This is a genomic window from Sphingomonas sp. RS2018, from assembly GCF_054489605.1.
This window is the reverse complement of record NZ_JBTMWL010000002.1, coordinates 130,335-151,721: the sequence shown is the minus strand read 5'-3', so window position 1 is coordinate 151,721 and position 21,387 is coordinate 130,335. Positions and strand designations below refer to the sequence as shown.

General features: G+C 69.7%; 19 protein-coding genes. 8 read left to right on the top strand and 11 right to left on the bottom strand.

Annotation, left to right across the window (positions count from 1 at the left end):
• Nucleotides 1-64: 64 nt before the first annotated feature.
• Genes ACX40P_RS05805 through gspL form a run of 4 tightly spaced genes read right to left on the bottom strand, consistent with a single transcriptional unit; the run spans nucleotide 65 to nucleotide 4,437 of the window.
• Nucleotides 65-1,291: a type II secretion system F family protein gene (locus tag ACX40P_RS05805; RefSeq protein ID WP_459125383.1), complete on the bottom strand. Its 1,227-nt coding sequence runs from the start codon at nucleotides 1,289-1,291 to the stop codon at nucleotides 65-67.
• The gene (locus tag ACX40P_RS05800) at nucleotides 1,291-2,790 is read right to left on the bottom strand and encodes a GspE/PulE family protein (protein ID WP_459125382.1); all 1,500 of its coding nucleotides are present in this window, start codon (nucleotides 2,788-2,790) and stop codon (nucleotides 1,291-1,293) included. Before ACX40P_RS05800 ends, ACX40P_RS05805 begins: the two co-directional genes overlap by 1 nt.
• Nucleotides 2,787-3,278, bottom strand: a complete 492-nt coding sequence (gspM, locus tag ACX40P_RS05795) for a type II secretion system protein GspM (protein WP_459125381.1) — start codon at nucleotides 3,276-3,278, stop codon at nucleotides 2,787-2,789. The genes ACX40P_RS05800 and gspM overlap by 4 nt, the downstream gene beginning before the upstream one ends.
• 10 nt (nucleotides 3,279-3,288) lie before the next feature.
• Entirely contained in the window at nucleotides 3,289-4,437 is a 1,149-nt protein-coding gene (gene gspL, locus ACX40P_RS05790; RefSeq protein ID WP_459125380.1) for a type II secretion system protein GspL, read from the bottom strand.
• A gap of 10 nt (nucleotides 4,438-4,447) precedes the next feature.
• Here gspL and gspG point away from each other — a divergent pair, with 10 nt between their 5' ends.
• The 5 genes from gspG (at nucleotide 4,448) to gspD (ending at nucleotide 8,778) form a co-directional block, all read left to right on the top strand.
• A complete protein-coding gene (gene gspG / locus ACX40P_RS05785; RefSeq protein WP_459125379.1) occupies nucleotides 4,448-4,936 on the top strand; it encodes a type II secretion system major pseudopilin GspG in 489 nt (162 codons plus the stop codon).
• Between the two features lie 155 nt (nucleotides 4,937-5,091).
• The gene (locus tag ACX40P_RS05780) at nucleotides 5,092-5,538 is read left to right on the top strand and encodes a prepilin-type N-terminal cleavage/methylation domain-containing protein (protein ID WP_459125378.1); all 447 of its coding nucleotides are present in this window, start codon (nucleotides 5,092-5,094) and stop codon (nucleotides 5,536-5,538) included.
• Nucleotides 5,535-5,912: a type II secretion system minor pseudopilin GspI gene (gspI, locus tag ACX40P_RS05775; RefSeq protein ID WP_459125377.1), complete on the top strand. Its 378-nt coding sequence runs from the start codon at nucleotides 5,535-5,537 to the stop codon at nucleotides 5,910-5,912. Before ACX40P_RS05780 ends, gspI begins: the two co-directional genes overlap by 4 nt.
• A complete protein-coding gene (locus tag ACX40P_RS05770; RefSeq protein ID WP_459125376.1) occupies nucleotides 5,909-6,703 on the top strand; it encodes a type II secretion system protein N in 795 nt (264 codons plus the stop codon). The genes gspI and ACX40P_RS05770 overlap by 4 nt, the downstream gene beginning before the upstream one ends.
• 35 nt (nucleotides 6,704-6,738) lie before the next feature.
• Entirely contained in the window at nucleotides 6,739-8,778 is a 2,040-nt protein-coding gene (gene gspD / locus ACX40P_RS05765; protein WP_459125375.1) for a type II secretion system secretin GspD, read from the top strand.
• Here the strand turns inward: gspD and ACX40P_RS05760 are convergent.
• From ACX40P_RS05760 to ACX40P_RS05750, 3 genes are read right to left on the bottom strand one after another with little or no spacing between them, the layout of a single operon-like run.
• Complete coding sequence (locus ACX40P_RS05760) at nucleotides 8,772-9,185, bottom strand: hypothetical protein (RefSeq protein ID WP_459125374.1); 414 nt, start codon at nucleotides 9,183-9,185, stop codon at nucleotides 8,772-8,774. The genes gspD and ACX40P_RS05760 overlap by 7 nt on opposite strands.
• Nucleotides 9,182-9,616, bottom strand: coding sequence for a hypothetical protein (locus tag ACX40P_RS05755; RefSeq protein WP_459125373.1), 435 nt, complete (start codon nucleotides 9,614-9,616; stop codon nucleotides 9,182-9,184). The genes ACX40P_RS05760 and ACX40P_RS05755 overlap by 4 nt, the downstream gene beginning before the upstream one ends.
• Nucleotides 9,613-10,104 carry a hypothetical protein gene (locus ACX40P_RS05750; protein WP_459125372.1) on the bottom strand — a complete coding sequence of 164 codons (492 nt, stop codon included), beginning with the start codon at nucleotides 10,102-10,104 and terminating at the stop codon, nucleotides 9,613-9,615. Before ACX40P_RS05750 ends, ACX40P_RS05755 begins: the two co-directional genes overlap by 4 nt.
• A gap of 179 nt (nucleotides 10,105-10,283) precedes the next feature.
• Here ACX40P_RS05750 and ACX40P_RS05745 point away from each other — a divergent pair, with 179 nt between their 5' ends.
• Nucleotides 10,284-12,749 carry a PhoX family protein gene (locus ACX40P_RS05745; protein WP_459125371.1) on the top strand — a complete coding sequence of 822 codons (2,466 nt, stop codon included), beginning with the start codon at nucleotides 10,284-10,286 and terminating at the stop codon, nucleotides 12,747-12,749.
• Between the two features lie 125 nt (nucleotides 12,750-12,874).
• Nucleotides 12,875-15,271 (top strand): PhoX family protein, encoded by a 2,397-nt coding sequence (locus ACX40P_RS05740; RefSeq protein WP_459125370.1) that lies wholly within the window; start codon nucleotides 12,875-12,877, stop codon nucleotides 15,269-15,271.
• A 47-nt stretch (nucleotides 15,272-15,318) separates the two neighbouring features.
• Here ACX40P_RS05740 and ACX40P_RS05735 read toward each other — a convergent pair whose 3' ends face one another.
• Genes ACX40P_RS05735 through ACX40P_RS05725 form a run of 3 tightly spaced genes read right to left on the bottom strand, consistent with a single transcriptional unit; the run spans nucleotide 15,319 to nucleotide 17,566 of the window.
• Nucleotides 15,319-15,639, bottom strand: coding sequence for a hypothetical protein (locus tag ACX40P_RS05735; protein ID WP_459125369.1), 321 nt, complete (start codon nucleotides 15,637-15,639; stop codon nucleotides 15,319-15,321).
• Between the two features lie 59 nt (nucleotides 15,640-15,698).
• A complete protein-coding gene (locus ACX40P_RS05730) occupies nucleotides 15,699-16,484 on the bottom strand; it encodes a LytR/AlgR family response regulator transcription factor (protein ID WP_459125368.1) in 786 nt (261 codons plus the stop codon).
• A complete protein-coding gene (locus tag ACX40P_RS05725) occupies nucleotides 16,481-17,566 on the bottom strand; it encodes a sensor histidine kinase (RefSeq protein WP_459125367.1) in 1,086 nt (361 codons plus the stop codon). The genes ACX40P_RS05730 and ACX40P_RS05725 overlap by 4 nt, the downstream gene beginning before the upstream one ends.
• Nucleotides 17,567-17,721: 155 nt before the next feature.
• Between ACX40P_RS05725 and ACX40P_RS05720 the strand changes: the two genes are divergently transcribed.
• Complete coding sequence (locus tag ACX40P_RS05720; protein ID WP_459125366.1) at nucleotides 17,722-20,670, top strand: TonB-dependent receptor; 2,949 nt, start codon at nucleotides 17,722-17,724, stop codon at nucleotides 20,668-20,670.
• A 3-nt stretch (nucleotides 20,671-20,673) separates the two neighbouring features.
• Here the strand turns inward: ACX40P_RS05720 and ACX40P_RS05715 are convergent, their stop codons facing one another.
• Nucleotides 20,674-21,387 (bottom strand): phosphocholine cytidylyltransferase family protein, encoded by a 714-nt coding sequence (locus tag ACX40P_RS05715; RefSeq protein ID WP_459125365.1) that lies wholly within the window; start codon nucleotides 21,385-21,387, stop codon nucleotides 20,674-20,676.

Here is a 21,387-nt window from a genome sequence, read left to right as displayed (position 1 = left end):
GTCCGGCGGCGGACACGCAAACTATAGTGTGGAACCTTTTACAACTTTGGCAGTTGTAGCGCGGCTACAAAGTAACGAGGTTGTTGAGGTTGATGATCGGCAGCAGGATCGCCAGCACCATCATCAGCACCATACCCCCCATCATCAGCAGCACCATCGGCTCGACCAGTGCGACCAGGGTGGCCACCAGCGCGTCGAGTTCGCGCTCCAATTCGTCCGACGCGCGTCCCAACGCGGGAGCGAGCTTGCCCGAGCTTTCGCCGCTCGCGACGATTGCGGTCAGCATCGACGGAAACACCGCCGCCTCCGCCATCGCGGCGCGCAGCGACAGCCCCTCGCGCACCCGGGTCGCGACATGCAGCGCGCGTTCGCGCACATGGCGATTCGGGGTGACGGCGGCGGCGGCGTGCAGCGCCTCGACCAGCGGCACCGCACTCCCCACCAGCGTCGCCAGGCTGCCGGCGAAGCGCGCGGCATTGTGCTGGCGACTGAAGCGGCGGAACGGGCGACGCTCGGCGAACATGCGGTCGAGGCGCAGACGATTGGCCGGCACCCGCACCCAGCGCCCGAACACGAATCCGCCGACCAGCAGCGCGACGAGCAGCAGCAGCCCCCAGTTCTGCAGAAACGCGGAAATGGCGATCAGCGCGCGCGTCAGGAACGGCAGTTCGGCGCCGCGCGACACAAACACGCGGACGATATCGGGCACGACGTAGATCATCAGCAGGATGATGATGCCGATCGACACGGTCGCCAGCAGCGCGGGGTAGAGCAGCGCCAGTTGCAGCTTCTGTCCGTTACCGTGCCGCGTCTCGACGAAATGGGCGAGGTGGTTGAGCACATCGGTCAGCCGGCCGGAGCTCTCCCCCGCCGCGACCGATGCGCGGTAGAATTCGGGAAAGGCCTTCGGGTGATTGGCAAGCGCGGCGGCGAAGCTGCGACCGTCGAGGATGCTGCCGCGCACCTCCATCAACAACGTCGATACCGGCCGCGCCTCCGACTGCGCGGCGACGAGGCGCAGCGCTTCTTCCACCGGGATGTCGGAGCCGACCAAAGTCGCGATCTGGCGAGTCAGCGTAGCGAGTTGGCGCGAGGTGACGCCGCGGCGCGCGAACGGCAGGCGGATGCTGCCGACCGACGCCCCGCCCCGCCCCGCCGCCGGCTCGACCGACAGCGGCAGCAGCCCCTGTTCGCGCAGCATCGTGCGCGCGGCGGGCGCGCTCGACGCCTCGACCATACCCTTTCGCGTGGCGCCCGTGCGGTCGGCGGCGCTGTAGGCGTAGGCGGGCATCAGCCCTCTTCCCGCGTGACGCGGGCGACTTCCTCGACGGTGGTGATGCCGGCGCGAATCTTCTCGACCCCATCCTCCAACAGCGACGGATTGGCGGTGCGGGCGGCCCGCTCCAGCGCCGCCTCCGACGCACCGTCGTGGATCAGCGCCTGAAGCTGATTGTCGATCGCGATGACTTCGTACAGGCCGGCGCGACCGCGATAACCCTCGTCGTGGCAGGCGTCGCAGCCGCCGGTGCGCCAAATTCGCTCGCCGACCTGAAGCGCACCGCCCAGACGTCGCGCGTCGATCTCGGTCGCGACATCCTCTTGACGGCACGCGGGGCAGAGCTGGCGGACGAGCCGCTGGGCGGCCAGGCCGACGAGCATCGGCGCGAGCAGATAGCGTTCGACGCCCATGTCGAGCAGCCGCGTGACCGATCCGATCGCGGAGTTGGTGTGGAGCGTCGAGAGCACGAAGTGCCCGGTCATCGCCGACCGCACCGCGACCTCGGCGGTTTCGTGATCGCGGATCTCGCCGACCATGATGACGTCCGGATCCTGACGCAGGATGGCGCGCAGCCCCCGCGCGAAGGTCATGTCGGTGCGTGGATTGACCTGCGTCTGCGCGACGCCGGCGAGTTCATATTCGATCGGATCCTCGACCGTCATGACGTTGCGCTTGCGGTCGTTGAGGCGGGTCAATGCGGCGTAAAGCGTCGTCGTCTTGCCCGAGCCGGTAGGTCCGGTGACGAGCAGCATGCCGTGCGGCCGCTCCAGCAGGCGAGTGACCACATCCACGTCGCGCGCGCTCATGCCCAGCGTCGCGAGGTCGAGCCGCAGCGAACCCTTTTCGAGCAGGCGCAGCACGACGCGCTCGCCATGCTGGGTGGGAATGGTCGAGACGCGCGCGTCGACGTCGTGCCCGCCGATGCGCAGGGTCACGCGCCCGTCTTGCGGCACGCGCTTCTCGGCGATGTCGAGCTTCGCCATCACCTTGATGCGGCTGACGAGCAGCGGCGCGAGCGCGCGCTGCGGCGTCACCACGTCGCGCAGCACGCCGTCGATGCGGAAGCGGACGACCAGGGTCTTCTCGGTCGTCTCGACATGGACGTCGGACGCCCCCTCCTTCACCGCTTCCAGCAACAGCGCGTTGATGAGCTTGATGACGGGAGAATCGTCGCGCGTGTCGAGCAGGTCGTCGATGGCGGCTGCCGAATCGGCCAGCGCGGCGAGGTCGGTGGCGTCCATCTCGAACTCCGCCGCCTGCGCCGCGCCCTGTCCGTAGGTGCCAGACAGCGCAGTCTCGAAGGCATCGGCGGCGACGGGGACGAAGAAAACGGACGGATGCAGCCGCTGCACCTCCAGCATCGCCGACAGCGGCGCGTCCGGCCGGTGCAGGCACTCCGCCCCGCCCGCTCCGCCCCGCAGCAGCACGCCATTGCGGCGCGCATAGCTGTAGGGCAGCACGGTGGGTGCGGGCGGGACGATGTCGTCGACCACGATCATCGTATCGGTCATCCGCGATAGTCCACGGTCGCCAGCACCCGGCCCGGCGTGCCGAGCCGCTGCATCTCCACCCGCGTCGCGGCGAGCGACGTCGTGCGCGCGACATCGGCCATCCAGTTAATCACCTGCGCATAGTCGCCATCGGCGACGGTGGCGCGGACGCCGTCGGGCGTGGCGACGATCTGCAGCGACAGGCCATAGGCGCCGGCCGACTGGTTCAGCACTTCTGCCGCGGTGCCGGAGCGCGGCGGCGGCGCGGACGATGGCCCGAGCGAGCCCGCCGCGTTGATCCGCGCGGTCAGCGTCTCATAGGTGCGGATATCGGCGATCGATTGCGCGCGGCTGGCCTGCAGCGGTTTGACGATCCCGAAAACGAGGATGAGCAGCGCGAGGATGACGCCGAGCGTCCCGACCAGCCAGCGCTCGCGCACGCTCAGCCCCTGCCACCAGTCGCGCAGGCGGACGAAGGCCGGCGCCTCGACGATGCGGACGATCCTCATGCCCCGCCCCTCACGCGACTGGCGCCGTCACGCGGATGCCGCCCGCCGTGGCGGTCACGCGACCGGCGACGCCGGCATCGCGCAGTGCCTGCGACACGCGCCCGGCGAGCGCCGGATCGGTGGAGTCGATATCCATCGTCAGCATGCCGCCCTGCATTCCCATCGACCGCGCGGTCAGCGTCGGGCCGATCGGCGCCAGCGCCGCCGACAGCCGCGCCGCCGCGCCAAGGAAGGCGTTGGCCCCGCCCCCCGCGCCCGGCTGCGGCAACAGATCGGTGACGGTGGTGGCGAAGTCCTCGCCGGAGACATTGGTGCCGGGCGCGAGCTTGGTCACCAGCGCGCGCGTTTCGTCGGCACGATCGTTCGCGATGCCGCGCAACAGGATGGTGTCGGCGAACGCGATCACCGCATGCGCGGCGACGCCAATCGCGACGATCTTTGCCAGCCGCTTGCCGAACGACGGTAGCGAGCGGCGGCGGCGCGCATAGGCGCCCTGGCGCAGGTCGAGCATCGGCGCGAGCAGCCGCCGCCCGAGCGGATCGAGCGCCAGCGCATCGGCGCCGCCGTCCATGTCGGCGGGCAACGGCGCGCCATAGCCGATGATGCGCGGACGACCCGCCGACTCCCATGCGGTGCGCAGCATCGCGGCGGGGATGGCGAAACCGGTGCCGTCGCCCGCCCGCACGACGGCGCGGGTCTCGCCCAGATCGACCGCCCACTCGCCATCGGCCGGCATCGGCAGCGCGAGGCTGTCGGGCACCAGCGCGGCATGATCCAGCCCGGCATCCTCGATCCGGGCGATCCATTCGGCGATGCGATCGTGCCGGGCGACACCGACCAGGTAGCGACGCGGCGAAAGCTCCGCCCCCAGCGCGATATGGACCTGCTCGATCGGCTCGGCGATGCGATCCTCGATCGCATAGGGCAGCGCCGCCAGCCGCTTCGCCCGGTTCGCGATCGGCAGGTCGACGGCGAGCAGCAGCACGCCTTCGCCCGGCACCAGCACGGTCGCCGGACCGTCGCCGTCCGACGCGGCCAGCGCCGCGCCGTCGAGCGTCCAGATGCCGGCCGGACCGGACGGAATTTCGCCCCCGAACGCACCAAGGCTGGCGCGGCGGGCCGGTTCGGCTGTAACAGGGGCGTCACGCGATATGACCATGGGCGAGCGAATGCGCAGTATTTTCCGAAAGTTTCGTGACACCGTGGCAGTGCTGGGCCGCAGCCGCAAGCGCGGATCGGCGGGAACCGGCGATGAAGGCGTCACGCTGGTCGAAATGATCGTGGTGCTGGTCATCATCGCGATCGTCGCGGGAATGATCGTCAGCAGCGGCATCCTGAGCCGTCCGGACCAGGCCCGCGTCACCACGGCGAACGCCGATATCAAGACGATCGGCGCGGCGCTGAAGATGTATCGCCTCGACAACGGCGACTATCCGACGACGACACAGGGGCTGAAGGCGCTGGTCGAACGCCCCACCACCCCGCCGATCCCCGCCAACTGGTCGGCGGAAGGCTATCTGCCGCAGGCGCCGATCGATCCGTGGGGCAATCCCTATGCCTACAAGGCCGAGGGGACGGCGTTCACGCTGAAGTCGCTCGGCAAGGACGGGAAAGAGGGCGGCGAAGGCCTTGATGCGGACCTGACGGGCGGGAAGTGAGGCTGGCAAGCGCCAGATCCTCCCCGGCACGGGGACGGGGACCGCGACGCGCAGCGGCGTGGTGGAGGGGGCATGCCCCGAGCGTTACGTCCGTGGCGCCCCCCCTCCACCATCCTGCGGATGGTCCCCCTCCCCGTGCCGGGGAGGATTTGGGCATGACCCTCGTCGAAATGCTGGTCGTCCTCGCGGTCATCGGCGTCTCGGCGGGAGCGGTCACGCTCGGCATCGGCGCCGCCACGCGGGCGCCATCGGTCGAGAGCGAGGCGCGGCGGTTCGCCAATCAGGTCGAGGCGGCGGCGGACGATGCGATGCTGGGCGACCGGATGGTCGCGCTGACGGTCGACGATTCCGGCTATGGCTTCGTGAAGGTCGCGTCGGACGGCTCGGTGCCGCAGGGGACGCCGAAGCTCGCGTGGCACACGCTGCCGGGCGGCGTCGCTATGACGCTCGACCAGCGTCCGCCGCTCGTGCTCGGCATCGACGGCGTGTCGAAGCCGTTGGTGGCGACGCTGGTGGCGGGTGCGCAGACCTGGGTGGTGCGCTACGACGGGCTGACCGCGACGGTGGCGCGGGCGGACGCAACGGGGTCGCGCACGCCATGACGGATGTGGGGGGGGATGGTTTCTCGCTGATCGAGGCGCTGGTTGCGCTGGCGGTGCTGGCCATCGCCACGGTGGGGTTGGTCGGCGCGGTCGAGCAGCATATCGATTCGACCCGCGCGATGGAGCGGCGCTCCGCGGCGATGTGGGTGGCGGAGAACCGCATGGCGGAGCTTGCGCTGGGCGCCGGTTCGGGCGAACGCATGACGATGCTCGACATCAACTGGGACGTGCGGACGACCCGCTCCACCACCGACGACCCGGAAATCGCGAAGGTGCGCGTGCAGGTGTTCGAGGAAGGCGCAAAGTCGCCGTCGGCGACTCTGGACGGTTTTCTCGACCAGCCGGCCCCGCCGCGCGGCGGCGTGGCGCGATGAGCGTGCGGCGGTTCGAGCTGACGCCCTGGCGCATGGCGCGCGCGCTGGACGTGCTGACGGCGCTCGTCATCGTCTCGATCGCGGTGGCGCTGGCGCATCTGACGTGGCGGCTCGGCGGCAACGTCGACACCGGCGCGATCACCGTGCCGCCGGTACGGCGCGCGGTCGCGGTGGCCGACGTCGCCCCGGCGATCGCGCTCGCGCCTTTCGGTCGCGCGGGCGTGAACGGCGAAGGCGCGCCGGCGACTGCGCTGCCGCTGGTGCTGAAGGGCGTGGTGTTCGCGCGGCCGGAGACGCTGTCGATCGCCTATATCGCCAACGGGACCGAGGTGGCGAAGCCGTACAAGGTCGGCGAGGCGGTGGCGGGCGCGACGATCCAGTCGATCGGCACGACGCGGGTGCTGCTGTCCAACGGCGGGCGCACCGAATTCCTCGCCTTCCCCGATCCGTTCGGCAGGACGACGCCGCCAGGATCGCCCGCCCCCGCCACGCCGGGCGCGGTGACCGCCGCCCCCGTTTCCTCCGCCCCGCCCCCACCCCCAGCCGCGCCCGACGCCGCCGCGGTTATCAGCCGGCTGGGCGCCGAGCCGACCGCCAACGGCTATCGCATCGGTGCCAACGCCCCGCCCGGCCTGCGCCAGGGCGACGTCGTCGCGCAGGTCAACGGCCAGGCGATCACCTCCCCCGACGCCGCGCGCGACGCCTTCGCCCGCGCGCAGGCGAACGGTACCGCCCAGATCACGATCCAGCGGGACGGCAAGCCCGTGACGCTGACCCTTCCCGTCCGCTAGGTCTCATCCCCGTGTCCAAACCGATTCGCCTTTCGATGATCGCGCTGCTCCTCGCCGGGGCACCACTCATCGCGCAGACCACGCCGACCCCCAACGACATCGTCGTGAACATGCGCGGCGTCGAGATTTCCGATGTGGCCGAACAGATCAGCCGCCTGACCGGCCGCACGCTGATCCTCGACCCGAGCGTCAAGGGCACGGTGACGGTGACCTCTGCGGAGCCGCTGTCGCAGGCGGGCGTCTGGGACCTGTTCCAGTCGGTGCTGCGCGCCAACGGCTTCGCCGCGGTACGATCGGGTCGCGCGTGGCGGGTGGTGCCGCAAGCGAACGCGGTGCGCGACGGTGGCGTGCCGAGCCGGGGTGCCGGCGGACAGGAACTGGTGACGCGGATGATCCGGCTGGGCAACGTGCCCTCGGCCGATGCCGCGCGCATCGTCCGCCCGCTGGTCGCCACCTTTGGCAGCGTCGAGCCGGTGACCGCGCCCAACGCGATCGTCGTCACCGACTATGCCGATAACGTCCGCCGTATCGAGGCGCTGGCGCGGTCGCTGGACGGCGGCGGCGGGCAGAGCTTCACGACGATCGTGCTGAAGAACGGCAATGCCGCCGACATCGCCGCGGCATTGCAGGCGGTGCTGGGCGATTCGTCCGGCGCGCGCGTGGCGGGCGATCCGCGCAGCAATTCGGTGATCGTGCGCGGCTCCCCCGCCGCCGTCGCCGAGGCACGGCGCATGGCGCAGGCGCTGGACGCGCCGGGTGGCGCGACGCCGGTGACCCGCGTCTTCCGCCTGAACTATGCCGATGCCGAGTCGGTGACCGACGTGCTGCGCGGTATCCTGGGGCAGGAATCGGGCAGCGTGACCAATCCGGTTGCCCGCTCGCTGTCGTCGCGCAGTGCAGGCGGCCTGAGCAATACCACCAACCCGACGAGCGCGCTGGGTGGGCTGATCGCCAGCAACGCGGCGAGCGGCATCGCCGGAACGGGCGCCACAGGAGCATCGGCGTCGGGTGGACAGTTGGGCGGGGCTCAACTCGGCACGCAGACGCAGGTCACGCCGCAGGGCTTCACGACCGCTGAGCTGACGGTGCAGCCCGCGCCCGACATCAATGGCATCGTCGTGCGCGGCACGCCCAAGGCGGTCGCCAGCATCGAACGGCTGATCCCCGACCTCGACGTGCGCCGTCCGCAGGTGCTGATCGAGGCGGCGGTCGTCGAGATTTCGGGAACCGATGCGGAGGCGCTTGCGCTGCAACTCGGCACATCGGGCGCGGCGCTCAGCCAGGCGGAAGGCGTGGCGACATCGTTCGGGTCGGTGCAGGGTATAACCTCGCTCGGCACCGTACTGGGTGTGCTGGGCGTGCCCGCAGCGGCGCTGATCGGCGAGGGATTGACCGCGAACGTCGCGTTCGGCGACAATTTTTCCGTTTTGCTGCGCGCGCTCAGCGTCTCGACCAAGGCCAATTTGCTGTCGACGCCGCAGATCCTGACGCTCGACAACAAGACGGGCGAATTCATCTCGGCGCAGAACGTGCCGTTCGTCACCGGATCGATCCTGACCGGTAACGGCACCGCCAACCCCTATACGACGATCGAGCGCAAGGACGTCGGCCTGACGCTACGTGTGCTGCCGCGGATCAACGCGGGCGACACGATCCGGCTGGAGATCGCGCAGGAGGCGTCGTCGATCGCGAGCACGCAGCTGACGTCCGCCGCCGACATCATCACGCAGCGCCGCGCGGTGAACACGACGGTGCTGGCCGACAACGGCCAGACGATCGTGCTGGGCGGGCTCATCACCGACGACCGCATCCAGAACAAGAGCCAGGTGCCAATCCTCGGCAGCATCCCCGTACTGGGTGAACTGTTCAAGTCGCGGCGCGAGAGCCGCGAGAAGCGCACGCTCTTCATCTTCCTGAAGCCCACCATCCTGCGCGACGGCGAGGCCGCGTCGCAGGCGGCGGCGGCGCGCTATGCCCGCCTGCGCGGCGAGGAAGAGGCGCTGCGCCGGGGTGGCAGCCTTCTGCTCAACCCGCCCAAGCCACGGCTGAACCTGGAGATCGGCGGGGTCTACTGAGCGGAGGGTTCGTCGGCACTGGGCATCGGCACGCGCACCTCCTGCCCCCCGCGTTCGAAAGCGGCGGCGTCGATCGCCACGGCGCGCAGTGTCCAGCCGTCGGCACTCTCGCCGATCGCGAGCGTCCGCGTGCTGCCATCGGCGGTGCGGACCATCGCCACTGCGTCGCGGCCGATGCGGCCGGCGATGCCGACGAGATCCGGCGCGTCGGCGGGCGTCTCGTCAGTGATGGCAGCAGCGGCAAAGAGCGGGCGGCGGTAGACCGCGGCGAGCGGAGCCGACGCACTCGCCGTCAGCGGGGGCGGCGGCGATGGCGTCGTTAGCTTACCGGCACTGAGCAACCATAAGGGCGCGCCGATCGCAACCGCCGCCGCCGCGCCGATCGCCAGCAGTTCGGTACGGGTCATCGCCACGGCGCGACGACTTCGGCGGTCAGGCGCACGCCACTCCCCTCCCCGCGAACCGACCATCGGGTGAAGCGGGCGAGCGGCCGGGCGCGCTCGACCGTGTCGACGAACGCGACGACCGCATCCTGCGACCCCGACGCGCGCAGTCGCACCCGCGCCGCACCGGGACCGGCGACGGGCGCGGCTCGTTCGATCAGCACGCCGCCGCCGGCCGCCGCCGTCCGCAACCGCGCCGCCAGTGCGTCGGATGCGCGCGGCTGGGAGCGCGCCGCGACGGCATCGTCCCGCGCGACGACCGGCGACGGCGGTGCACCGAGCCCCGCGACCGCCGCCCGCTCGCGCGTCAGATCGGCCAGCGCCGCGCGGATCGGCACGGCAAGGGCCGCACTCGCCAGCGCGCCGGCCGCCAGAGCGAGGACCAGCGCTTTCATGATTCGACCAGCGTCACGACCAGACCGCCGTCGCCGCGCTGCTGGCCGGCATCGCGCAGGCCCGCGGTCGCGGGATCGCGGCGGAGCGCGGCGCGCAGGCGATCGGGGTCGGCAGTGGTCGCCTGGACGGTCAGCTTGCCGTCGGCACCGCGCGTGACCGCGGTCAGCGTGGTTTCACGCGGCAGCGCGCGGGCGAGTGTTTCCAGCGTCGTTCCGACACCCGGCGCGGCCAATGCGGGCGCCAGATCCCGCCGCTGCGCCGCCACCGCCGCAGCCCGCGCCACCGCATCGCGGTGTCCGGCGACATAGGCGGCATGGGTGTCGGCCAGACGTATCGTCGCGAGCTTCGCCCCCGCCAGCGTAGCGACCGGTGCTGCGACCAGCAGCGCGCCGACGATCACGCTCGCCCGCCGCCCGATACGCCCGCCGCGCCACTGCAGCAGGCGGCCGGCGAGGCTGGGTGCGGGAACGGGAGGATCGGTCGCCATCGCCCGCGCCCTACGCCCGCGCATGGCCCGCATCAATGCCGGCGCGCGCTGTCATCGAACCGTCGCTTCGCTGACACGGTCGTGACGCCCAAATGCCACGCCCCCGTAAGACGCGGCCGTCAAAGCGGCCCCGACGCCGGGCGACGAACGACCCGGATGAGCATCAGGGATGTGCACCTATGACCGATCTGACCACGGCCGGTTTCGGCTACAGCGACGGCGACGTCGATACCAACACCAGCGGCAACGACACGCTGTCGAGCATGATCGAGCGGCGCTATTCCAGGCGCACGGCGCTGCGCGGCGGCGCATCCGCGGCGGCGGCGGCGGTGTTCGGCGGGTCGCTGCTGGCGGCGTGCGGCGACAAGGTGGCGGACAACGCCCCGCCGGTCGTGTCGGTCGGGTCGACCGGCACGACCAGCACCGGCAACATGGTCACCATCACCGGCACGGCGACCGACAACGGCAGCGTCGCCGGATCGAGCTTCACGCAGGTCGCCGGCCCGGTCGTCAGCCTGTCGAGCACGACCGGCACCACCACCAGCTTCCTCGCGCCCGCGGTCACCGCGCCGACGCCGGTCGTCATCCGCTTCACGGCGTCCGACAATTTCGGCGCAAGCTCCACCGCCGACACGACGGTGACGATCAACCCGTCGCAGCTGAGCTTCACCGCGATCGCGAAGAACAAGCTGGACGTCGTGACGGTGCCGGCGGGCTATAACGTCAGCGTGCTGTACCGCCTGGGCGATCCGATCAACGCGAACACGGTGGCGTTCAGGAACGACGGCACCGACCAGGACTTCGGCAACCGCGCGGGCGATCACCACGACGCGCTCTATTATTTCGGCCTGACCGCGACCGGCACCGGCCGCGACGACAGCAACAGCACGCGTGGCCTGCTGGTGATGAACCATGAGAACATCACCGAACAATATCTGCACGTGAACGGTCCGACGGTCGTGAACGGCGTCCGCACGGTCGAGGCCGAGGTGCTGAAGGAGATGCAGGCGCACGGCACCTCGCAGGTCGAGGTCGTTCGCGCCGGTGCGAACGGCGCCTGGAGCTATGTGCAGGGCAGCGCGCTCAATCGCCGCATCACGCCGCTGACGCCGACGGTGTTCAACGGCCCCGCCCGCGGCAACACGCTGCTGCGCACGGTCTTCTCGACCGCAGGCACCGATGGCCGCGGCACGATCAACAACTGCGCCAACGGCTATACGCCGTGGGGCACCAGCCTGACCTGCGAAGAGAATTGGGCCGGCTATTTCCGCCGCCCGCGCGCCACCGACGACGTGCGCCGCCCGGCGAAGGAGGTCACCGCGCTGGTCCGCTACGGCGTCACCAGCACGACCGGCAACTATCAGTGGGCGACGGTCACGCCCGCGGATTCGTCGAGCACCATCTATCGCCGCTGGGATGCGCAGGCGACCGGCGCGTCGGCGCTTGCCGATTTCCGCAACGAGCCCAACCAATATGGCTGGGTGGTCGAAACCGATCCCTATGACCCCGCCGCCGCGCCCCGCAAGCGCACCGCGCTCGGCCGCATGAATCATGAGGGCTGCTGGCCGGGTGCCTTCGTCGCCGGTCGCAAGCCCGCCTGGTACATGGGCGACGATGCGCAGAACGAATATCTCTACAAGTTCGTGTCGGACACCGCCTGGGTCGCCGCCGACGGCAGCAGCACCAGCCGTCTGGCGATCGGCGACAAGTATCTCGACGCGGGCAAGCTCTACGTCGCGAAGATGAACGCCGACGGCACGGGCCAGTGGATCGAACTGACGTTCGGCGTGAACGGCATCGGCGCGTCGAGCACCAACTATGCCTTCGCCGATCAGGCCGATGTGCTGACCCACTGCCGCCTCGCCGCCGATTTCGTCGGCGCGACGAAGATGGACCGGCCGGAGTGGACTGCGGTGAACCCGGTCACGGGCGAGATGTATCTGACGCTGACCAACAATGCGTCGCGGACGAACCTGACGACGGATGCGGCCAACCCGCGTTCGTACCAGGATCCGCCCTCGGCCAGCTACGGCAACCGCAACGGCCACATCTTTCGCCTGCGCGAAACCGGCGACACCACCGAGGCAACGGCGTTCCGCTGGGACATCTATGCCTTCGGTGCCGGGTCGGATCTGGATGCCACCAACATCAACCTGTCGTCGCTGGATGCCAGCAACGACTTCTCCAGCCCGGACGGCCTGTGGTTCGGCCGCAGCAGCAACGTCAGCGGTCAGGGCAATCCACTGCTCTGGATCCAGACCGACGACGGCGCCTTCACCGACGTGACGAACAACCAGATGCTGGCGGCCATCCCCGGCACGACCGGTGACGGCGGTGCGCGCAGCGTCAGCAACCGCAATGCCGCGGGCGTGACCACCACGCAGGCGACGATCGTCGGCAAGACGCCGGGCGCGACGCTGAAGCGCTTTCTGGTCGGACCGGTCGGCTGCGAGATCACCGGGGTCGATTCGACACCGGACGGCCGCACGCTGTTCGTCAACATCCAGCATCCGGGCGAAGGCGGCAGCGCGGCCAACATCACCAGCAACTGGCCGGCCAGCCAGACGGCGGCGGCACCGGGCAGCCGCCCGCGTTCCGCGACGGTCGTCATCACCCGGACGGACGGCGGCATCGTCGGCCTGTAAGGGCGGGACAGGCGGGCGGGCCGGTGCCCCGCCCGCAAACCGCCGCAATCCTTGGGCAACCGGGCTGGCAAACGCGCTCATCTACGCTAGACGGTGCGCCTGACCGTACCCCCGAGGATTGCCCCATGACCGATACCCGCGCCCCCAACATCAGCGACCTGATCGCAGGGCGCCTGTCGCGCCGCGCGGCGCTCAGAGGGTCGGTCACGACCGCGGCCGGCGTCATGCTGGGCGGATCGATGCTCGCGGCATGCGGGGACAAGAACGACACCGGCACGGGCGATCCGGCGCCGACCGTGACCGCCACCGCAGCGCCAACGACGACGACGGCGGGCAACCGCGTCACGATCACCGCGACGGCGACCGACAACGGCACGATCACCGCGACCAGCTTCAACCAGGTCGCCGGCGTCGCCGTCACCCTGTCGGCGACCAGCGGCACGACGACCAGCTTCGTCGCCCCCGCCGTGTCCAGCAGCACGACGATCGTCATCCGCGTCACCGCGACCGACAATTCGGGCAACTCGACGTCGACCGACGTGAACGTGACGGTCGGCGTGGCCGCGCTCAACTTCACCGCGGTCGCGAAGAACCGCAACGATCTGGTGACCGTGCCCGCCGGCTATGCCGTGTCGGTGCTCTATCGCACCGGCGACCCGCTGACCGCGACGACCCCGGCCTATGCCAACACCGGCGCCGACACCGATTTCGCCAACCGCGCGGGCGATCACAACGCGGGCTTCTATTATTTCGGGCTGGTCGCGACCGGCACCGGCGTCGATGTCTCGAACAGCGCGCGCGGCCTGCTGGCGATGAATCACGAGGGAATTACCCAGGCGTACCTCCACCCCGCCGGCCCGACCGCACCGGGCGGCGTCCGCCCGGAGGCGGAGGTGCAGAAGGAGGTTGAGGCGCACGGCATCAGCGTGGTCGAGGTCGCATCCGGCACCTCGGGCTTCGCGACCGTGCCGGCCAGCGCCTACAACCGCCGCGTTACCGGATCGTCGGCGATCGTCCTCAACGGACCGGTGCGCGGCAATGCGCTGGTGCAGACCGCATCCTCGGCGGACGGCACCACCGGCCGGGGTACGATCGGCAATGCATCGGTGGCGCAGACGTCGTGGGGAACGGCGCTGAGCGGCGAGGAGAAGTTCGCCCGCTACTTCCGCCGCCCGCCCGCCAGCGACGACGCCCGCCGCACGGCGAAGCAACTGGCGGCGCTGCGCCGCTACGGCATCACCAGCACGACCGGGCTCTATGGCTGGGCGACGGTCGCCAACACGCTCTATTCGCGCTTCGACGCGCAGGCGACGGGCGCGTCGGCGACGGCGGATTACCGCAACGAGCCGAACCAGTTCGGCTGGGTGGTCGAGGTCGATCCCTACGATAAGGCAGCGACCGTGCGGAAGCGCACCGCGATGGGCCGCATGGCGCATTCGGGCGTCGCCACCGCCAACTTCATCGTCGGCGTGCGCCCGGCGGTGTATCTCGGCGACGCGGGCGAGAACGAATACCTCTACAAGTTCGTGTCGGCCACCGTCTGGGCCTCGGCCGATGCCGCCGCGACCGACCGTATGGCGATCGGCGACAAATATTTCGACACCGGCACACTCTACGTCGCGCGCTTCGCCGCCGACGGCACGGGCACCTGGGTGCCGCTGACCTTCGGGACCAGCGGGCTGGATGCGGCGAACACGACCTACAGCTTCACCGATCAGGCCGACGTGCTGACCCATGCGCGCATCGCCGGCGACATCCTGGCCGCCACGCCGATGGACACGCCCGCTTGGGCACAGGTCAGCGCGACGACCGGCGACCTGTTCCTCGCGCTCACCGGCAACAACAGCCGTACGGCGGCGAACACCAACGCCGCAAACCCGCGCGCGTATGTCGATCCGCCCAGCGCGCAGGTCGGCAACCGCAACGGCCACATCATCCGCGTGCGTGAAACGACGAATGTGGAGGGCACGGCCTTCACCTGGGACATCTATGCCTTCGGCGCCGGCGCCGATCTCGATGCGACAAACATCAACATTTCGGCGCTCGACGCGACCAACGACTTCTCGGGGCCGGAGGGACTGCGCTTCGCACGCGGATCGAACCCGGCGGGCCTCGCGCCGCCGCTGCTGTGGATCCAGACCGACGATCTTGCCTACCGCGACGTCACCAACAACCAGATGCTCGCCGGCTTGGCCGGCGCGGTCGGCGATGCGGGCACGACCGCCATCGCAAAGACCGTGACCAACGGCTCCACCACGCAGGCCACGCGTATCGGCGCGGCACCGGGCGCGAAGCTCAAGCGCTTCCTGGTCGCGCCGGTCGAGGCGGCGGTGACCGGGGTCGATTCGACGCCGGACGGCCGCGTGCTGTTCGTGAACATCCAGCATCCGGGGCAGAACGGCACGGCCACAGCGCCGACGAGCAACTGGCCGGCGAACCAGGCTGGTGCCGCTGCCGGCGTCCGCCCGCGCTCAGCCACGATCGCGATCACGCGCACCGACGGGGGCGTGATCGGGCTTTAAGCCATCCGGGCCGTCGTTCCCGCGCAGGCGGGGATGACGGCCGGACGCTAGGCTCCCGCGACCTGTGCGGTGCCGTCGCGGCGGAATGTCACGCCGAACGTCGCGCCGCCCTGGCACGTCGCCAGATACATCGGTGCGCCCTGTACGTCGGGCTTGCGTTCGGACTTCGTCACGCCCTGACAATCGCGGTCTGCATCGCGGATGGCGCGGATCAGCACGGCGTTGCGCTGCGCCTCCGGCAGGGCGACGACCTGCGTCTGGAATTCGCTGGGTTCCGACGGCGTCACCGCGGCGGTGGTGTTGCCGCTCGGGACGGTCGAGCCGCACCCGGCGAGCAATATCGTCATGACCAGTATCGCGCCGCGCATGTCCATCTCCCTTGATCGATATCAGGATAATCGCGAGGGAAGCCTCGCGGTTCCCACTCCTACCGCTCGCCCTTCCCCAGAAATTCGCGCACGACGGTGCGATAGTTGCGCCCGACGGGCAGTTGCTCGCCCGTGTCGGTTAGGATCGTATAGCCGCCCGCGGGCCGCCGTCGGATCGACGCGACCCGGTCGCGATTGACGATGTGCGAACGGTGGATGCGCACGAAGCGCTGGGCATCGAAGCGGTCGATCAGGCTACTGATCGGCTCGCGATGCAGATAGGACGCCTCGCCGTGGTGGATGCGGACATATTCGCCCTCCGACTGCACGCGGTCGACCTGCGACAGGTCGATGCGCACCGTCTCCCCGCGCCGCTGGACCCAGAGGTGGCCGGTGCGCGCGGGTTCGCCGTCGCGTTCGGCGCGCAGGCTCTCGATCTGGCCAGCGAGATCGGCGAGCCGCGCGGCCGCGCTGCGATCGTCGAGCGCGCGGCGCACCCGCGCCATCGCCGTCTCCAGCCGGGCGAGCCGCACCGGCTTCGTCAGGAAATCGATCGCGCCGGTGTCGAAGGCATGCGCGGCGAACTGCGGATAGGCGGTGACGAACACGATCAGCGGCGCCTCCCCCCCCGCCGCCGCCAGCGCTTCGACCACGTCGAACCCGTCGAGCGACGGCATCTCGATATCGAGCAGCAGCGCGTCAGGCCGCAGCGTCGCCACGGCGTCCAGCGCGGCACGACCATCGGCAGCGGTGCCGACGACGCTGCAGCCCTCGCTCCGACCGACAAGTTCGCACATCCGCTCCACCGCCAGCGGTTCGTCGTCACAGATCAGCAGGCGGATCACGGCTCGTCCCCCTCGATCGGAATAGCGAAGGATACGGCGAAACCACCGTCGGGCGTGCGGCCGGCGGCGAACCGGCAATCCTCGCCATAGCGCGCGACCAGCCGCTCGGCGACGTTGCCGAGCCCCACGCCGGTGCCCCGCTGCGGCCGGCGCGGGGCGGCGCCGTTGCCGCCGTCGTCGGCGACGCGCACCACCAACCGGTCCCCATCTACATGCGCCGAGATGGTCAGCGTCACCGGCGCGGTCGACCCGGCAACAGCGTGGCGCACCGCATTCTCGATCAGCGGCTGGGTGATGAGGCTGGGCACGGCGACATCGCGGGCGTCGCTCGGGATGTCGATCGCGACCTGCAACCGCTCCGGGAACCGCACCGCCTCGATCGCCAGATACAGCTCCTGCAGCTCGATCTCGCGCGACAGGGCGATATCCTCGTTCGCGTCCAGCGCCAGACCGGCGCGGAGGAAATCCGACAGGTTCTCGACCATGCGCTCGGCGGGTTCGACCCGACCGACCGAGATCAGCGACGCGATCGAATTGAGCGTGTTGAACATGAAATGGGGGTTCAGTTGATAGCGCAGCGCGCGCAGGTGGGCGGCATGCGCCTCCCGCTGCGACTGCGCGACACGTCGTTCCTGCTCGCGCAGGTCGCCAGAATAGACGATCGCCAGCAACAGGCCCGACAGCGCCGAATAGGTGCCGAACCATTGAAACACGGCGAGGACGTAGCCGGTCGGCGTCGCCTCCCGCCCGCTGATATCGGGCAGGAACAGGTGGAACGTCGCGAAATTGCAGACCGCATGGACGATGGCGCCCACCAGCGCCACCGCGATCGCCAGCCACAGCCGTGCCGCGAGCGCCCGCCCGCGGGTACGGCGATGGACGGCAAGGATTGCGAACGACAGCGCGATGCCCACAGCCGTGACGACCAGCCGCGGCGGCAGGAAGCTGAGGTCGTCGCCCGCGCCGAAGACGAACCGCTGCGTCGTCAACAGCGAGAATTGTGCGAGCCAGAACAGCACGATCGTGATCGCCGACACGCGCGTCGTGAAGCGCTCCCCCGCCTGTGCCCCGTCGCGTGCCATCGCGATCCTGCTACGGTCTGAAGGGCGCGTCTGCCAAGCTGGATTCGGTGCGCAGGCAATTCGTGGTCGCTTGTCAGACTTTTGCGACAAACAGCTGTTAGCACGACAATCGTCCGGCTAACCGGCGACGCTCAATTTCCGACAGGCCCGATTTCATGAAGCACGCCCTCCTGCTGATCGCGACCGCGCCGATCGCCATCGCCGCCCACACCGCCGCCGCGCAGGAGGCGAACGCGCCGGTTGCTGCACCGGTGCCTGCCCCGGTGCAGACGACTCCGGTCGACACCGCGCCCGCGCCGGTTGCCAACACCCCGGCATCGACGACTTCTGCGCAAGCATCGCCCCCGCCGTCCCTTCCCGCGACGCAGGCCGAACCGGCTGAAGGCGGCGAGGTGTCGGAGGGTGAAGACATCGTCGTCACTGGCCAGCGCGAACGCGGGTCGGTGCCCGGCGACATCAAGCCCGAGCAGGTACTTCGCGCCGCCGATATCCGCGCTTACGGCGTCAGCTCGATCAGCGACCTCATTAACGAACTGACGCCGCAGCTTGGCGGCGCGCGCGGCGGTGCGGAAAGTCGGCCCGTCATCCTGTTGAACGGCCGCCGTATCTCCGGCTTCCGGGAAATCAGCGAGCTGCCGGCGGAGGCTGTCGAACGCACCGAAATCCTGCCGCCTGAGGCCGCGCAGCAGCTGGGCTTCTCGGCCGATCAGCGCGTCGTCAACATCGTGCTGCGTCGCCGCTTCAACGCCATCACAGCGGAAGCGCAGGGCGGCGGATCGACCGACGGGGATCGCTATACCGCGCTCGCCAATGCCGGCCTGACCCGCATCATGCTGGAAAAGCGGCTGAACCTGAACGTCCAGTATACCGGCGCCACTCCGATCTACGAAGACGATCGCGACATCATTCCGACCATCCAGTCGCGTCCATACAGCCTCACCGGCAACCTGACCCCTGGCACCGGCCGCACGACGATCGATCCCGCCCTCGGCGCGGCCACGGTTGCCGGCATCCGCGACGGCATCGCCGGCCGAGCAACGATCGGCGACTTCGGCGCGGTCAATCCAAGCGATTTCGGCGCGTACCGCACCTTGAGCGCGGCCACGCGCTCGGTCCGTTTCAACGGCTCCTATGCTCAGCCGATCGGCAAGGTCCAGACCGCACTCAGCTTCGAACTCCAATCGAATGCGAACAACAGCGAGCTGGGACTGGCGAGCACGAGCTACACCGTCCCAACGACGTCGCCCTTCTCCCCCTTCGCCAACCCGGTGGTCGTCAACCGCTATCTGGTCGAGGCAGGCGCGCGGAAGCGTGCGGCCGATACGACGCAAGGATCGGTCGGCCTGACGCTCAACGGTGACGTCGGAACGTGGCGCTGGAACGTCACGGGCGAGTACAGCCGCAACCTCGTCGAGACGACCAGCGACAACACGGTCGACTTCGATGGACTGTCTGCCCGGATCGCGGCAGGTGATCCCGCGGTCAATCCGTTCGCACGCTTCGATCCGCAGCTGATCGGCCCGTACTCCCAGGATCTGGCGACGTCGCTGACCAGCACGACCACGGTGAGTTCTAATGTTAGCGGGCCGATCTTCACGCTGCCGACCGGTCGCGCAAACCTGAGCGTCACGTCGCGCTATACCGATATCGGGTTCGATACGGTGTCGGTGCGATCGGGTGCCATGACGCTGCGCGACGCGTCGCGTCGGATCGGGGCCGGACAGGCGCGGCTCAGCGTACCGATCGCCAGCAAGCGCAACGGCGTGCTCGGTGCGATCGGCGAGTTTTCGGTGAATGGCGTGCTGGGGATCGAGGAAACCTCCGATTTCGGTTCGCTCAAGACCTATGGCTATGGCTTCAACTGGGCACCGGTGCGCGGGATCACGCTGACGGGAAGCATCAACGACGACGAGAATGCGCCAGGCAACGACCAGCTGACCAACCCCACGATCGTGACGCCGAACGTACGCGTCTTCGATTTCGTGACCGGTCAGACCGTCGAGGTACAGCGCATCGACGGCGGCAATCCAAACCTGTTGGCCAGCAGTCGCCAGATCCGCTCGCTCGCCGCCAACATCACGCCGTTCACTGCGCTGAGTCTGAATCTAAACGTCGAATATTCCGAAACCATGCGGCGCAACCAGATCAGCAGCCTGCCGTCGCCGACCGCGGCGCTGCAGGCCGCCTTCCCCGACCGCTACGTTCGCGACGCGGCGGGACAGTTGATCCGGTTCGACAATCGCCCGGTGAACTTCGCGCAGGCCGATCAGCGCCAGTTGAGGACCGGCATATCCTTCTCTCATCGCTTCGGTCGGATTCCCGAGCGTCCCGCGGGCGGCTTCGGTGGACGGCGTGCGCAGGCCGCCGCCGGTACGGTCGGAGACGCCCCGACGAACGCCGCGCCTGTTGCGGCTGACGGTACGCCGCCGTCGCCGACCCAGACTTCCGAGAGTGATCGGCCACGTGGCGACTTCGGCGGCCGAGGTGGCGGTGGCGGCCGGGGTGGCGGCGGCTTCGGTGGCGGAGGTTTCGGCGGGGGTGGGTTCGGCCAGGGCGGCTTTGGTGGACCCGGCGCGGCAGCCTTCCTCAACTCTCCGCAGGCCCGAGCGATCGCGCGGATCGTGCGCGTTCGTTTGAACCTGACGCATACGTGGACCTTCGAGAACAGCATTTTGATCCGCGATGGCCTGCCCCGGCTCGACCAGCTGAATGGCGATGTGCTGGGCGGCAACGGTGCGGCGCGCCACCGGCTGGACTTCAACATGGGCATCAACCGCGGCAGCTATGGTCTGAACGCCAACGGCAGCTGGAATTCGGGTTCATTCGTGCGTGGTGGGACCGCGGCTCGGCCGACCGACATCAACTTTGCGCCGTTCATGACGACGACCGTCCGCGCCGTGGCCGATCTCAACCCGTTGATGAAGGCGGTGCGCGATCATCCGTGGCTGAACGGCATCCGGGTCGAATTGTCGGCGTCCAATCTCCTGAACTCTCGCCAGCGCGTGACGGCGGCGGACGGCACGGTCCCGCTCAATTATCAGCCGTTCCAGCTGGATCCGATCGGCCGGTCGATCGCGCTGCGTATCCGCAAGCGGTTTTCGTAGCGGCTACGCCGCCAGCCACGCCTCCGCCTTCGCCAGGGCGGCTGGATCGTCGACGTCGATCCAGCCGCAGCCGGTGACGTCGTGGGTGGCGGCGCGGCCGTCGGCGGCGAGCGCCTGGACGCCGTCCGACAGGCTGCCCGACGCACCTCTCGCCATGGCGGCGCGGATGGCGTCGGCGAGTGCGGGGGTGGCGAGGAACAGGCCGGTGTCGAAGGCGTCGTAGGCCGGAATCGTCTTGCCGATCGCGACGATGCGGCCTTCGGCATCCGTCGCGACCTTCGTCACGTCGTCCAGGTCGACCAGCGGGTTGGCGAGGTCTCGGTCGACCGCCAGTACCAGTGCGGCGCCGGCAGGACCTCGGGCGATCAGGCTGCGGACCATCGCGGGGTCGAGCAGGTGATCGGCCATCGTCAGCAGATAGTCGCCGTCCAGCCCCTCGGCCCCGGCCAGCACCGAATGGCCGTTGGGGGTCGACCAGTCGGCGATGCGAACGGTGCGGACGGACAAGCCGGTCGCGACGGCGTGGTCGGCGAGGAACGCCTCCAGCCAGTCGCCCTCATGCCCCGTCACCACCGTGAAGCGGGTGACGCCGCCCGCAGCCGCGCGGGCGAGCACCTGCGCGATCAGCGGCGTGCCGCCTACCAAGGTCAGCGGCTTCGACGGCGAGACGTCGCGCAGCCGGCTGCCATAGCCGGCCGCGATCACGACGCAGTGCAT

What these genes read in the sequence shown, in the direction of transcription:
- ACX40P_RS05805 (WP_459125383.1), bottom strand. Translation starts at nt 1,291, where the DNA reads ATGCCCGCCTACGCCTACAGCGCCGCCGACCGCACGGGCGCCACGCGA.
- ACX40P_RS05800 (WP_459125382.1), bottom strand. Translation starts at nt 2,790, where the DNA reads ATGACCGATACGATGATCGTGGTCGACGACATCGTCCCGCCCGCACCC.
- gspM (WP_459125381.1), bottom strand. Translation starts at nt 3,278, where the DNA reads ATGAGGATCGTCCGCATCGTCGAGGCGCCGGCCTTCGTCCGCCTGCGC.
- gspL (WP_459125380.1), bottom strand. Translation starts at nt 4,437, where the DNA reads ATGGTCATATCGCGTGACGCCCCTGTTACAGCCGAACCGGCCCGCCGC.
- gspG (WP_459125379.1), top strand. Translation starts at nt 4,448, where the DNA reads ATGCGCAGTATTTTCCGAAAGTTTCGTGACACCGTGGCAGTGCTGGGC.
- ACX40P_RS05780 (WP_459125378.1), top strand. Translation starts at nt 5,092, where the DNA reads ATGACCCTCGTCGAAATGCTGGTCGTCCTCGCGGTCATCGGCGTCTCG.
- gspI (WP_459125377.1), top strand. Translation starts at nt 5,535, where the DNA reads ATGACGGATGTGGGGGGGGATGGTTTCTCGCTGATCGAGGCGCTGGTT.
- ACX40P_RS05770 (WP_459125376.1), top strand. Translation starts at nt 5,909, where the DNA reads ATGAGCGTGCGGCGGTTCGAGCTGACGCCCTGGCGCATGGCGCGCGCG.
- gspD (WP_459125375.1), top strand. Translation starts at nt 6,739, where the DNA reads ATGATCGCGCTGCTCCTCGCCGGGGCACCACTCATCGCGCAGACCACG.
- ACX40P_RS05760 (WP_459125374.1), bottom strand. Translation starts at nt 9,185, where the DNA reads ATGACCCGTACCGAACTGCTGGCGATCGGCGCGGCGGCGGCGGTTGCG.
- ACX40P_RS05755 (WP_459125373.1), bottom strand. Translation starts at nt 9,616, where the DNA reads ATGAAAGCGCTGGTCCTCGCTCTGGCGGCCGGCGCGCTGGCGAGTGCG.
- ACX40P_RS05750 (WP_459125372.1), bottom strand. Translation starts at nt 10,104, where the DNA reads ATGGCGACCGATCCTCCCGTTCCCGCACCCAGCCTCGCCGGCCGCCTG.
- ACX40P_RS05745 (WP_459125371.1), top strand. Translation starts at nt 10,284, where the DNA reads ATGACCGATCTGACCACGGCCGGTTTCGGCTACAGCGACGGCGACGTC.
- ACX40P_RS05740 (WP_459125370.1), top strand. Translation starts at nt 12,875, where the DNA reads ATGACCGATACCCGCGCCCCCAACATCAGCGACCTGATCGCAGGGCGC.
- ACX40P_RS05735 (WP_459125369.1), bottom strand. Translation starts at nt 15,639, where the DNA reads ATGCGCGGCGCGATACTGGTCATGACGATATTGCTCGCCGGGTGCGGC.
- ACX40P_RS05725 (WP_459125367.1), bottom strand. Translation starts at nt 17,566, where the DNA reads ATGGCACGCGACGGGGCACAGGCGGGGGAGCGCTTCACGACGCGCGTG.
- ACX40P_RS05720 (WP_459125366.1), top strand. Translation starts at nt 17,722, where the DNA reads ATGAAGCACGCCCTCCTGCTGATCGCGACCGCGCCGATCGCCATCGCC.
- ACX40P_RS05715 (WP_459125365.1), bottom strand. Translation starts at nt 21,387, where the DNA reads ATGCACTGCGTCGTGATCGCGGCCGGCTATGGCAGCCGGCTGCGCGAC.